Genomic DNA, 12,546 nt, shown 5'->3' with positions numbered 1-12,546 from the left:
CGTGCATATCCACAGTGTGATCAACAGGAGACCGGGATGAGTGTTTGGCATCGCGGACGGGTTGTGCTCGCCTCACTGCTTCTCTTTGCGGCAGTCGCCGGTGCCTCAGCCGCTGAGGCGACGCCGGAGCCGGTAGTGGATCCACCGGTCGCCGTGCAGCAGCCACCGTCGGGTGAAGCGGCCACGCCGGACATGCAGCTTGCCAGTGCACCTCGCTATTCGCCGCGGGAAGTGGAGGGTGACGGCTCCGTTGCCGCGACACGCGATACGGCGGCGAAAACGTGGCCCTTCGATCCGCCATCGGTCGCGGTGCTGGCGGCATCGCCGCGCAAGGTCTTTGCGCATTGGCACATCTTTCCCATCTCGCTCGACAACCAGCCGGCGGACAACGACTATTGGAGTCGCAACTTCACCCGCGCCGAAGGCGAAGGAGGCAAGTTTGCCGCCGGTGGTGGCATGACACGCGAACGGCCGCTGCCGCGGCCGGTGGTTAGCGACAGTGACTGGCGAACGCGCGACATGGAGACCGAGATTCGCCGGGCAGCGGCGATCGGTGTCGATGGATTTATCTTCAACATCGTCGGTCCACCGCCAAACGTGCACTACGACAAGCTGCTGGCGATGTTGGACGCCGCGCAGCGCGTCGATCCGAACTTTGTCGTCATGCTGATGATTGACGCGGTGACCAACAAGGACCGCACGCCACAGCAGGTGGCGCCCGCCATCCTGCAGGTGGCAAACAACCCGTCAGTCTACCATACGGACGACGGGCGGCTGGTATTATCCGCCTTTTCCGCCGAGAAGCTGCCTGTGGACTGGTGGCAACAGCTGTTCGCCATACTGAAGGCGTCGGGAGTGAAGGTGTACTTCGTCCCGGTGTTTCAGGGGTGGCAACAGGGGATGTCGCAGTACGCGGCGATCAGCGAAGGTGTTTCCGACTGGGGACGGCGGACGCCCGCCGGCGCGGAAAAGTATCTGCCAGCCGCCGCCGCTGTGCATCAGCAGGGCAAGATCTGGATGGCGCCGGTGGCGCCGCAGGACTCGCGGCCGAAGAGCCNNGCGCCTTTTTGGGAACCCGAAGGCAGCGGCCTGTTTCGCGAGAGCTGGCGGGTGGCGCGCGAAGGAGGGGCCGACTGGGTGCAGGTGATCACCTGGAACGACTACGCCGAAGGGTCGGAAATTGCCCCGTCTACCGGGATCCAGTACGCCTACTACGATCTGACGGCCTATTACGGCACCTGGTTCAAGACCGGCAAGCAGCCGCCGATCACCCGCGACGTGCTTTATTACTTTCATCGCATCATGCCCGCGGCAACCCAGGCGCAGTCACCGGAGCAGCAGGGATCGTTCCAGGCGCGTGATGGGGCACCGCCGGTGGATATCATCGAGTTGCTGGCCTTCCTTACCGAACCGGGAACGATCGAGATCGAGATCGGCGGCAAGACCTACAAGCAGGAGGTGAAGGCGGGGATCACCTCCTTCTCCGTCCCCCTGGCGCCTGGGCGCCCTCGATTCCGGCTGCTGCGTGGCGGCACGGTAGTGATCGACTTCGCAAGCGCCTTCGAAATTCGCTCGAAGGTCGAATTCCAGGACTTTCTCTACCGTGCCGGCAGTTCCTCGCGGCCACCGGTGGACATGCTTGCTGATCCGCCGGTGATGCAATAGCTCGTCACCCTATGGGACTGGCTCATGGTGCACGCTGTCTGTCGGATGAGGAGGCCGGCGGGCGACTGTCCTGTTAAATCAGCCCCCGGCTCAGCGAGAGGAAGAAGCCAACGGTGCACGAGGTGGAGACGCCGATCAGTCCAGGAAGAATGAAGCTGTGGTTGATGACGTACTTGCCGATATGCGTCGTCCCCGAACGATCGAACTGGATCGCCGCGAGGTCGCTGGGGTAGGTCGGCAAAATGTAATAGCCGTAGGAGGCTGCCGCGAAAGCGACGACGTAGCCGGGGTGGACGCCGATCGACAGCGCCACCGGGACCAGCGCCGCGATTGCCGCCGCCTGCGAGTTGACGAACTTCGAGACGATCAGCAGCGTCAACGCATAAGTCCACGGATGCTCCCGGACGGTGTCGGCGAGAACCAGCTTCAGCGTTGGCAGATGCGCCTCGAACATGGTGTCGGCGGTCCAGGCGATACCGAACACCGCGACGACGGCGACCATGCCGGCGCGAAACACCTCGGTCTTGCCGATCTTCGCCGCATCCATTTTGGTGATGATGACGATCAGCGCGCCGGCCAGCAGCATGAACATCTGGATGGTCAGCACCATGTTCAGTGGCTTGCCGGCGATTTGCGGCCTCAGGCCCTCGAAGGCTCCGAGGATCGCCACCACGGCAATTGCGCCGACGAAGATAAACATCGCCGTCCACTGGTTGCGTGACAGCGTCGTGCCGAGCAGCGAAGTCGTGCTGCCGTAGACGTAGGCGCGGCTCTCTGGATTGGCAATGAGGGCTTGAAAATCCGGATCCTTGTCGAGGTCCTTGCCCCGATACATGCTGAAGATACCGATGGCGAGGATGCCACACAGCGTTGAGGGGATCGTGATCGACAGCAGTTGGACGAAATCGACTGTGTGGCCGTCAATGGGCGACTTGGCGAGGAAGGCGACCAGCGACACCACGGCAACCGAAACCGGGCTGGCGATGATCCCCATCTGCGCCGCAATGGAACTGGCAGCCATCGGACGCTCGGGCCGGACATTGTTCTTGATCGCGATGTCGTAGACGATGGGCAGCATCGTGTAGACCACGTGCCCGGTGCCGCACAGCATCGTCAGCCCGCCGGTGGTGAACGGCGCCAGAATTGAGATGATGCGTGGGTTGCGGCGCAGAAGGCGCTCGGCGATCTGCAGCAGGACATCAAGGCCGCCGGATGCCTGCAGGGTTGCTGACGCGGCAACGACGGCGATGATTGTGAGCATGACGTCCACCGGCGGCTTGCCCGGATTGAGCCGGAAGACATAGACCATGATCACCATGCCGATGCCGCCGAGCAGCCCCAGAGCAACCCCGCCCTTGCGCGCGCCGTAGAACAGGCACACAAGGACGATTGCCAGCTGTATGAGGAAATCCATCGAAGCGTTCCATCCAGCGTTTGTTGGCGAAGCGGATATCAAATCCCCTCGATCACCGCATGCAGGGGTTTCGTGGCCTCGAATTGCTGTTGCTGCTCCGCCGTCGCCTCGGTCTGGTGCTTCGCCTTCCAGGCACTGAGGGGTTCACCGTAGACGAAGGTGCGGGCATCTTCGTACGTGGCATCGATGCCGTGCTGCTTCGCCGCCGCCAGCAGCCACTTGGCGAGGCAGTTGCGGCAGAAGCCGGCCAGGTTCATCAGGTCGATGTTCTGCGCGTCGGTCCGCCGTTGCAAATGCGCGACAAGGCCGCGGAAGGCGGCTGCCTCCAGCTCCGTGCGCGTCTGCGCGTCGAGATCGTCGATTTTCATTTGCATTTCCCTCGCATCAGCCACGTTCAGCGTCCGACGGCTCGCCAGCCGATATCGCGGCGGCAGAAACCTTCTGGCCAGTCGACCCGGTCCACCGCAGCATAGGCACGCTGCTGCGCCTCGCTAAAACTTGCGCCGCGGGCGCCGATGCCGAGCACGCGGCCACCGCTGGCGATGATCCGCCCACCGGCAGCTTTCGTTCCCGCATGGAAAACGGTGACGCCGTCGACCTTAGCTGCGGCATCGAGGCCGCCGATCAGCGAACCCTTGGCGTAATGGCCGGGATAGCCATGGGTGGCGAGGACGACAAGCAGCGCGGGGTCCGCCTCCCAGTCGAGGTGGATCTGATCGAACCGTCCCTCGACGCACGCCAGCAACACCGCGAGCAGATCGCTCTTCAGGCGCATCAGGATCGGTTGGCACTCGGGATCACCGAAGCGGGCGTTGTATTCCAGCAGCACCGGCCCTTTGGCGGTGATCATCAGACCGGCGAAGAGTGCCCCCACGTAGGGCCGATGCTCAGCCGCCATCGCCATCGCCGTCGGCTGAATAATGGTGCGCATCACCACCTCGGCCATCTCGGCGGTGACCACCGGCGCCGGTGAGTAGGCGCCCATGCCGCCAGTGTTGGGGCCCTGGTCGCCGTCGAAGGCGGCCTTGTGGTCCTGCGCGGTGGCGAAGGCGATGGCGCGCGGCCCGTTGACGAGGGCAAAGAAGCTCGCCTCCTCACCCTCGAGAAAATCCTCGATCACCACCTGCTGTCCAGCCTCACCGAAAGCCGCCTCGATCATCATGTGGTCGATGGCGGCGAAGGCTTCGTTCTCGTTGCGGCAGACCATCACCCCCTTGCCGGCGGCGAGCCCGTCGGCCTTGACGACGATCGGCGCGCCGTGGCGGTGGATGTACTCCTTTGCCTCGTCCGGTTCGTCGAAGCGGGCGAAGCCGGCGCTGGGGATCCCATAGCGGGCACAGAGGTCCTTCATGAACACCTTCGAGCCCTCGATCGCCGCCGCTGCCGCCGAAGGACCGAAGGCCTTGATCCGCACCGCGCTCAGCCGGTCCACCAGTCCATTGACCAGCGCTACCTCCGGGCCGACGACGACAAAGTCCACGCGTTCACGCTGGGCGAGCCTGACCAGACCATTCACATCTTCGGCGCCCACATCGACGCAGCGTGCCAACTGGGCGATGCCGGCATTGCCCGGTGCGCAGAGGATCTCGGTGCACAAGGGCGATTTGGCGATTGCCCAGCACAGCGCGTGTTCGCGGCCTCCCGAGCCGACAACCAGAACCTTCATGGACCCTCTTCCTCAGCTGTGCCGATTGTCGCGCACGCGGACTTGCGTCGCCTCGTCCCGGCTTCATACTGCATCGGATGACAAGCTATCCCACTCGTCCCGCCGGTGCCAACAACCTGCAAGTTTACTCCGTCAGCGAGATTGCGCAGGCGGTCAAACGGCAGATCGAGCGGCAATTCGATCTCGTGCGCGTGCGCGGCGAGATCTCCGGCTGTAAGCGGCATTCCTCCGGCCACATCTATTTCGCGCTCAAGGATGTGGACGCGGTCCTCGATAGTGTGTGCTGGAGGGGGACGGCCTCCGGGCTTGCCCTGCGGCCGCAGGACGGCATGGAAGTGATCGCCACCGGGCGGCTGACCACCTATCCCGGCCGCTCCAAGTACCAAATGGTGGTGGAAGGGCTGGAGATCGCCGGCGAAGGCGCGCTGTTGAAGCTGCTGGAGGAGCGCCGCAAGACGCTGGCCGCCGAGGGGCTGTTCGATGCCGAGCGCAAACGGCCGATCCCCTACCTTCCCGAGGTGATCGGCGTCGTCACCTCGCCCACCGGCGCCGTCATCCGCGACATCCTGCACCGGCTTGCCGATCGCTTCCCGCGCCGGGTGCTGCTGTGGCCGGTACTGGTGCAGGGGCCTGGGGCGGCAGAGCAGGTGGCGAAGGCGATCCGCGGCTTCAATGCGCTTGCCACCGGTGGCCAGGTGCCGCGGCCAGATGTGCTCATCGTTGCCCGCGGCGGCGGGTCGCTCGAGGACCTATGGACGTTCAACGAAGAAGTGGTGGTGCGGGCCGCCGCCGGCTCGGCGACCCCGCTGATTGCCGCGGTGGGGCACGAGACCGACACGACGCTGATCGATTTCGCCGCCGACCGGCGGGCGCCGACACCCACGGCGGCGGCGGAAATGGCGGTTCCGGTTCGCCTCGAACTGGTTGCCCGCACCCTCAATCTGACGACGCGGTTGCTAGGGGCGGCCAACCGCAGCCTCGGCGAACGGCGAACTCGCTTGATCGCGGCGGAGCGCGGCCTGCCGCGACCGCAACGGCTGATCGACGACGCCCGCCAGCGCCTGGATGACTGGGGAGAGCGGCTGGCGAATGGCCTTGCTGTCGGTCTTGATCGTCGGCGGCGGGATCTGGCACTGACCGCGGCGCGGTTGCAGAGCCCGGAGCCGCGGATCGCCCACGCCCGGCAACGGCTGCACGGCGAGGCGCGGGCGCTGGAGACGTCGATTGCGGTGCTGGTCCGCGATCGTCTCGACCGCTTCCAGCGGGCCGCGGCACTGCTCGATAGCTATTCCTACGAGCGGGTGCTGGAGCGGGGGTTTGCCCTGGTCTACGATCGCCTTGGCCGACTGCTCACCCGCGTCGGCGACCTGCGGCCACGCGCCGGGGTAAGGCTGCGCATGGCCGATGGCGAGGCGGGAGCGACGANNTCGACGCCGCCAGGCGGAGCGGGCGGAAGGACGATAGCGATCAGGACACGTTGATTTAGCCCGAGATGACGCGGTGGTGGCGCGGCTGCGGCTCCCGCTCAGTCCACCTCCTCGTTGGGATAGATTCCCCACATGGCTTTGCGCGGCAGCCAGCCTTTGACGTCGTCCACCCGCACCCGGCACCAGTCGCTGCCCTTGGCACACGCATCGATCCGGCCGACGACCTTCGGCTCCACCTGGGCGACCACCCGCGCTGACGCGTTGGCGTCGGCGCGGATCAACACCGCGCTGCCATCGCCGATAACCATGAAGGCGCGTTTGCCGGTCAGCATGCTCGAATGCATCCAGCCTTCGGTGCCCTGCCAGTCGCGGACGCGACGCCAGTGGTGATATTCGGCGACCACTTCGAGCGGCAGCCCTTGCCGCTGGTAGGTCCACTTGATGGGATACTGCTCACCCGGACCGGTGCGGATGTTGGCCTCCCCGGAGCGCAGGCTGACGAAGCGTGGAATCGGCAGGCCGGAATCGTTAGGCGCGGCATCGGCTTCCGCCGCCACCGATGCCAGCAGCATCGCCAGGATTACGAAGATCCTCGCCGCCATCGTTTTTCCCCCAGGAATTCGCCGGATCGCTTTCAATATTTTGAGCTTCATTTGCCAAAAACTTACTATATCACGCTTACGTCACCATCATATCGTAGCTCTGCTGGACAGGCACCCAGGAGCCTGCTAACCCCGCATAACATTTCGAGATAAGCCGCTCACGGACCGGCATGCCCAAAGCAAAACCGCTCGTCGTTGTAACCCGAAAGCTCCCCGATGTCGTTGAGACGCGGATGATGGAGCTGTTTGACGTGCGCCTCAACCTCTCCGACGAGCCGTTGAGCCGCAACAAGATCCTGGAACTGGCGCAGGTCGCCGACGTTCTGGTGCCGACGGTGACCGACCGCATCGATTCGGTGATCATCAACACCGCCGCAGAGCGACTGAAGCTGATCGCCAACTTTGGCACCGGCTTCGATCACATCGATCTGCGGGCGGCGCGCGAGCGTGGCATCGTCGTCACCAATACGCCGGACGTGCTCACCGAGGACACCGCCGACATGACGATGGCGCTGATCCTCGCCGTGCCGCGCCGGCTCACCGAAGGCGAGCGGGTGCTGCGGGAGGGTCACTGGACCGGCTGGGCACCCACCTGGATGCTGGGACAGCGGGTCTCCGGCAAGCGGCTCGGCATCGTCGGCATGGGCCGCATTGGTCAGGCGGTGGCGCGCCGGGCGCGCGCCTTCAACATGAAAATTCACTATCACAACCGCCGCCGTCTGCATCCGGAGATCGAGACCGAGCTGGAGGCCACCTACCACGAGAGCCTCGATCAGATGCTGGCGCGGATGGACATTATCACCGTCCACTGCCCGCATACCCCGGCCAGTTATCACCTGCTCTCGGCGCGGCGGCTGAAGCTGTTGCCGCCGCACGCCTTCATCGTCAACACCGCGCGCGGCGAGATCATCGATGAACTCGCGCTGGTGAAGATGCTGCGGGCGCACGAGATCGCCGGCGCCGGTCTGGACGTGTTCGAGAACGAGCCGGCGGTGAACCCGAAGCTGCTGCAGCTCGACAATGTGGTGCTGCTGCCGCACATGGGTTCGGCCACCACCGAGGGCCGCATCGGCATGGGCGATTGCGTGATCATCAACATCAAGAGCTTCTGCGACGGCCACAGCCCGCCAAACCGGGTGCTGCCCGAAGATTTGGGCTTCTAGGACCTGTCGTCAGTCGCGGCAAAAGATGGCGGCTACGAATGGCTGTCGACCGGGCCCGCCTGCCGCGAAGCCTATTCCTCCATCAACGCCTGACGACACGCTTTAGCGACCGGAGGGATAATCGCCTTCCCCTGGCATGCGGGGATTGCGGAACTCGAACAGCTTCGCATTCAACGATCCGCCAAAGACCGGATTGGCCAGCGTCACCCGGGTGGTGATTCCCTGGGCGTCGGTGACTTCCCACTCGGAAAGCTGCCAGGGTGACTTGGTCACAAACAGCGTCAGCGATCCATCGCCGGCGCTTTCGGTGCGCACGACACTGATGCGAACCGTGTCACCATCATCAACGACGTCGGTGATGGTTAGGGCTGGATCGTCGAGGTTGATCCGCTTGTCGAGGAGAATGCCGGCCGGAGACGCACTCAGCGGCACGTAGCTCACCTGATCGAGCGCCTTGTCGTAATAGATCAGGAAGGTACCGTCGGCGACGACAAGGATCGCCGGCGGTGGCGTATACTCGACCCTGAGCTTGCCAGGCCGCGACATGTACAGCCGCCCTGACGCATGCTCGCCGTTCGACGATGTCTGCAGAAAGTCGGACTCAACCGTTCGAATGGTGTTCAGGTAGGCCTGAATGTCCTGCAGCTCCTGGCGTGTCTCCGCCGTCAGTTGCAGCGACGACGGAATCGTAGCGCTCGCTTCGCCGGGCAGAAGCGGCAGTGCCGCCACTGCCAAAGCTAACAGGCCACGTCGCAAGTCCATGGTGCGTCCTTCCGATAATGCAAAGCCGCCGGGACTTGCACTCAGTGTTACAGGATCAGTCGTCGTCGCCGCGGAGCAATACCTCGCGACGGCCGACCCGGTCCGGCTTGGAGACGATGTTCTCGGCTTCCATGCGCTCGACGATCCGCGCGGCGCGATTGTAGCCGATCTGCAGGCGCCGCTGGATGAAGCTGGTGGACGCCTTGCGGTCACGCCGGACGATTTCCAACGCCTCGTCGTAAAGCTCGTCCTGCTCCTCGGTTTCGCTGGCAAAGCCGGATTCGCCGTCCTCGTCCTCGGCCTGGGTGATCGCCTCGATGTAGGTGGGCTCGCCTTGCGCCTTCAAGTGGGCGACCACCGCTTCCACCTCGGCATCGGAAACGAAGGGGCCGTGCACACGGGTCACCCGGCCGCCGGGGGCCATGAACAGCATGTCGCCCTGACCCAGCAGTTGTTCCGCTCCCTGCTCACCGAGAATGGTACGGCTGTCGATCTTCGAGGTGACCTGGAAGCTGATGCGGGTGGGGAAGTTGGCCTTGATGGTGCCGGTGATGACGTCCACCGAGGGCCGTTGCGTTGCCATGATCAGATGAATGCCGGCGGCACGTGCCATCTGTGACAGCCGCTGCACCGCGGCCTCGATATCCTTGCCAGCGACCAGCATCAGGTCGGCCATCTCATCGACGACGACGACAATCAGCGGCAGCGGTTCGAGCTGCAGGTTCTGCTCCTCGAATACCGGCTGGCCGTTGTCGTCGTAGCCGGTCTGGACGCGGCGGCTAAGTGGCTCGTTCTTCTGCTTCGCTTCGGCGATGCGCTGATTGAAGCCGGCGACGTTGCGGACGCCGAGCTGCGACATGGCACGGTAGCGCTCCTCCATTTCGCGCACCGTCCACTTCAGCGCCACCACCGCCTTGCCCGGTTCGGTAACCACCGGAGTCAGGAGGTGAGGGATCCCGTCATAGACCGATAGCTCCAGCATCTTCGGATCGATGAGGATGAACTTGCAGTCGCTGGGAGTCGCCCGATACAGCAGTGACAGGATCATCGCGTTGATCGCCACCGACTTGCCGGAGCCGGTGGTGCCGGCGATCAAGAGATGCGGCATTCGTGCCAGGTCGACGATGACTGATCCGCCGCCGATGTCCTTGCCGAGGGCGAGACTGAGCTGACCACCGAACCGCTCGAAGGCCTCCGTCGCCAGCAATTCGCGCAACCCCACCGTCTCGCGCCGCTGATTGGGCAGTTCGATGCCGATGACGTTGCGTCCCGGGATCACAGCGACGCGGGCGGAGATGGCGCTCATCGAGCGGGCGATGTCATCGGCGAGGCCGATGACGCGCGAACTCTTGGTGCCTGGTGCCGGCTCCAGTTCGTAAAGGGTGACCACCGGGCCGGGACGCACCTTGACGATTTCGCCACGGATGCTGAAGTCGTCGAGCACCGTCTTCAGCATTCGTGCGTTCTGCTCCAGCGCATCGCGGCTGAGACCGTCGCCGACGACGCTGACGGCGGTCGGCTTCAGCAGATCGAGCGCCGGCGGCCGATAGCGGAGCGGCTGATCGAAGTCGAGGCGACCCTGGGTCGCACCGCCCTTGCGATCGCGCTTTGGCCGCGGCCTCGGGGTAACGATCACCTCGGGACCGCTGCGCTGCGCGATCCCTTCCTCGGTTAACGGCGCCTTGATCGATGCGTCAACGTCGCTCCCATCCGCGTAGGCGTCCTCATAACCGTCCTCATAATCGCCGTCGTCATCGTCTTCGGGCGCCTTATCGGTGCGGCGACGGAACCGTGCGCGCAACGCCTGGGCCCAGCCGCTGATGTCTCGCTTGGCCTCGGCGCCGCGGGCGGCGAGACCGCGGGCCGCGGCCAGCGAGCGGGCCGGAGCGCGCCACAGAATGCCCCAATCGCTGAAGGAGAGGCCCGAGCCGTAAAGGAAGGCGACGGTTGCCAAGCCACCGAATATGGCGGTGATCGCACTGGGGTCGAAACCACCGGCGGAGGAGCCAAGGAGCCATTGCACCGCACGCAGGCAGATAGCACCGATGGCACCGCCGGTGCCAGCGACCAGTGGCCAACCGGGAACCGCGGGGATGGAGGCCAGGGCGACAGCAAGCAGGGCTACGGCCAGCAGCAGCGCCATCGCGCGGAGAACCGGCCGGGTCAGCGACAGCTTGCGACACAGTCGCCAGCCCCAGCCGGCCAAGCCGACCACCGCCAGCAACGCCGCGGCACCGTAGCTGTGGAGGAAGAGATCGGCGATATGCGCACCCGGACGGCCAAGCCAGTTGGTGGCAACTGCGCCGGTGGCATTATTAAAAGAGGGATCGGCTGGATCGTAGCTGACGAAGGTTGCCAGCAGCAGCGCAGCCAGGACGAGAATCGCAAGACCACCGACCTCAGCCAGCCGCCGCCGCATGAACACTGCGGTGCCGGCCGGGAGGATCGACAGGGTGCCGGTACGCAGCATCCTCGTATACTCTCGACGATGAACAGATAGAATGCTTATAAGTGGCGTTCAATCCGCCTCAAAGCGTCTTCTACCGCCGCCGGCTGATCCACCAGGGCAATGCGGATAAAGGACGCTCCCGGATTGCTTCCATCCGCTTGCGCCTTGGAAAGATAGGCTCCCGGCAGGACCCTAACCCCGGCATTGCCCCAGAGTCGGCGGGTGGCGCTTGCGCCATCGCCCACGTCGAGCCAGAGGAAGAAGCCACCNGCGGGGCGAAANAAGCCGAATCGATTGCCGAAGATGGCGGCTGCCATGTCGAACTTGGCGCGGTAGAGCGCCCGGCTTGCCGCCACGTGCGTCTCGTCCTGCCACAGCGCCGTCGCCGCGGCGAGCACCGGCAATGGCTGCGCGGCACCGCCAAAGGAACGCAAGCGGCGAAAGGCGGCGATCAGCGTTGCATCACCGGCGACAAAGCCGGAGCGCAATCCGGGCACGCTCGAACGCTTCGAGAGCGAGTGGAAGACCAGGACATTGGCGAGGCCGCCGCCCAAGGCGGCGCAGGCTTCGAGGGCGCCGACGGGAGGAGTCTTGTCGTAGATCTCGGCATAGCACTCGTCGACGACAAGGACGAAGTCGTGACGGCGAGCGAGCGTTACCGCCTTGGTGAGGAGGTCGAGACTGGCGCAGGCTCCTTGCGGGTTGGCGGGTGAACAGAGGTAGAGGAGGGCGGTGCGGTCGAGGGTGGCGCGATCGATTGCATCCAGGTCGGGCAGGAAGCCGGTGGCGGCGGTCGCCGGCAGGTATACCGGCTCGCCGCCGGTCATCACCGCGCCGCCATAGTAGACCTGATAGAAGGGATTGGGCATCAGCACCGCCGGCCTGGCCTTGGCCTTGCGCCGTGGTACGGCCACTTCGGCGATCAGGAACAGCGCTTCGCGGGTGCCGGCCACCGGCAGGATGTGTGTGTCAGCGTCGAGCAGAGACGGCGGCAGACGGTAGCGTCGGGCAAGCCAGGCGGCGACCGCGGTGCGAAACGCCGGCGTACCCTCGATTGGCGGATAGCGGCCCCAGTCGTCCCGATGGCGGTCGATGGTCTCGGCCACCAGAGGCGGCGGCACATGTCGCGGCTCCCCTACCGAAAGCCAATGCTGCGTCATTCCCGCTGGTGGCTCAACACCACGCAGCAGGGCCCGCAGCAGATCGAAGGGATAGTCGGTAAGCGCGTCGAGGCGGGGATTGAGCATGGCACGATCGTAGCCGGGAGGCGGCGGCGGCTCAAGGATGGTGGGAGCAGCACCTGCACAGCCGGAGATGGCTTTGCCAGCGCGTTCCGCAGTGGGGATAAATCACGTTCTGTCAATATGTTAGAGAAAGCTGATTCGAATTAATCCTATT

General features: G+C 64.8%; 10 protein-coding genes. 3 read left to right on the top strand and 7 right to left on the bottom strand.

Annotated features, from left to right (window positions below; genetic code table 11):
• Window positions 1–36 precede the first annotated feature (36 nt).
• The gene (locus tag HQ394_RS09135; RefSeq protein WP_190262983.1) at window positions 37–1,665 is read left to right on the top strand and encodes a glycoside hydrolase family 71 protein; all 1,629 of its coding nucleotides are present in this window, start codon (window positions 37–39) and stop codon (window positions 1,663–1,665) included.
• 73 nt (window positions 1,666–1,738) lie between these two features.
• On the opposite strand, the gene HQ394_RS09130 is transcribed toward HQ394_RS09135, so the two are convergent.
• Genes HQ394_RS09130 through purD form a run of 3 tightly spaced genes read right to left on the bottom strand, consistent with a single transcriptional unit; the run spans window position 1,739 to window position 4,745 of the window.
• A complete protein-coding gene (locus HQ394_RS09130) occupies window positions 1,739–3,079 on the bottom strand; it encodes an anaerobic C4-dicarboxylate transporter (protein ID WP_190262982.1) in 1,341 nt (446 codons plus the stop codon).
• A gap of 38 nt (window positions 3,080–3,117) precedes the next feature.
• Complete coding sequence (locus HQ394_RS09125) at window positions 3,118–3,447, bottom strand: DUF1244 domain-containing protein (protein ID WP_190262981.1); 330 nt, start codon at window positions 3,445–3,447, stop codon at window positions 3,118–3,120.
• A 26-nt stretch (window positions 3,448–3,473) separates the two neighbouring features.
• Window positions 3,474–4,745, bottom strand: coding sequence for a phosphoribosylamine--glycine ligase (gene purD, locus HQ394_RS09120; RefSeq protein ID WP_190262980.1), 1,272 nt, complete (start codon window positions 4,743–4,745; stop codon window positions 3,474–3,476).
• 77 nt (window positions 4,746–4,822) lie between these two features.
• On the opposite strand from purD, the gene xseA reads away from it, so the two are divergent.
• Window positions 4,823–6,226: an exodeoxyribonuclease VII large subunit gene (xseA, locus tag HQ394_RS09115; protein ID WP_190262979.1), complete on the top strand. Its 1,404-nt coding sequence runs from the start codon at window positions 4,823–4,825 to the stop codon at window positions 6,224–6,226.
• A gap of 44 nt (window positions 6,227–6,270) precedes the next feature.
• Here xseA and HQ394_RS09110 read toward each other — a convergent pair whose 3' ends face one another.
• Window positions 6,271–6,774, bottom strand: a complete 504-nt coding sequence (locus tag HQ394_RS09110; RefSeq protein ID WP_190262978.1) for an SH3 domain-containing protein — start codon at window positions 6,772–6,774, stop codon at window positions 6,271–6,273.
• Window positions 6,775–6,944: 170 nt separating this feature from the next.
• Here HQ394_RS09110 and HQ394_RS09105 point away from each other — a divergent pair, with 170 nt between their 5' ends.
• The gene (locus HQ394_RS09105) at window positions 6,945–7,937 is read left to right on the top strand and encodes a 2-hydroxyacid dehydrogenase (RefSeq protein ID WP_190262977.1); all 993 of its coding nucleotides are present in this window, start codon (window positions 6,945–6,947) and stop codon (window positions 7,935–7,937) included.
• A 102-nt stretch (window positions 7,938–8,039) separates the two neighbouring features.
• Here HQ394_RS09105 and HQ394_RS09100 read toward each other — a convergent pair whose 3' ends face one another.
• The 3 genes from HQ394_RS09100 to HQ394_RS09090 are packed head-to-tail and all read right to left on the bottom strand — an operon-like array spanning window position 8,040 to window position 12,308.
• Window positions 8,040–8,699, bottom strand: coding sequence for a LolA family protein (locus tag HQ394_RS09100; protein ID WP_223291982.1), 660 nt, complete (start codon window positions 8,697–8,699; stop codon window positions 8,040–8,042).
• Window positions 8,700–8,754: 55 nt separating this feature from the next.
• A complete protein-coding gene (locus HQ394_RS09095; RefSeq protein WP_190262975.1) occupies window positions 8,755–11,169 on the bottom strand; it encodes an FtsK/SpoIIIE family DNA translocase in 2,415 nt (804 codons plus the stop codon).
• Between the two features lie 35 nt (window positions 11,170–11,204).
• Entirely contained in the window at window positions 11,205–12,308 is a 1,104-nt protein-coding gene (locus HQ394_RS09090) for an aminotransferase class I/II-fold pyridoxal phosphate-dependent enzyme (protein ID WP_456151572.1), read from the bottom strand.
• Window positions 12,309–12,546 lie beyond the last annotated feature (238 nt).

Source organism: Defluviicoccus vanus (genome assembly GCF_014672695.1).
GTDB lineage: Bacteria > Pseudomonadota > Alphaproteobacteria > Rhodospirillales > Defluviicoccaceae > Defluviicoccus > Defluviicoccus vanus.
The sequence above is the reverse complement of the archived record's forward strand: the minus strand, read 5'-3'. Positions and strand labels throughout refer to the sequence as shown.

What these genes read in the sequence shown, in the direction of transcription:
- HQ394_RS09105 (WP_190262977.1), top strand. Translation starts at nt 6,945, where the DNA reads ATGCCCAAAGCAAAACCGCTCGTCGTTGTAACCCGAAAGCTCCCCGAT.
- HQ394_RS09125 (WP_190262981.1), bottom strand. Translation starts at nt 3,447, where the DNA reads ATGAAAATCGACGATCTCGACGCGCAGACGCGCACGGAGCTGGAGGCA.
- HQ394_RS09100 (WP_223291982.1), bottom strand. Translation starts at nt 8,699, where the DNA reads ATGGACTTGCGACGTGGCCTGTTAGCTTTGGCAGTGGCGGCACTGCCG.
- HQ394_RS09130 (WP_190262982.1), bottom strand. Translation starts at nt 3,079, where the DNA reads ATGGATTTCCTCATACAGCTGGCAATCGTCCTTGTGTGCCTGTTCTAC.
- HQ394_RS09095 (WP_190262975.1), bottom strand. Translation starts at nt 11,169, where the DNA reads ATGCTGCGTACCGGCACCCTGTCGATCCTCCCGGCCGGCACCGCAGTG.
- purD (WP_190262980.1), bottom strand. Translation starts at nt 4,745, where the DNA reads ATGAAGGTTCTGGTTGTCGGCTCGGGAGGCCGCGAACACGCGCTGTGC.
- HQ394_RS09110 (WP_190262978.1), bottom strand. Translation starts at nt 6,774, where the DNA reads ATGGCGGCGAGGATCTTCGTAATCCTGGCGATGCTGCTGGCATCGGTG.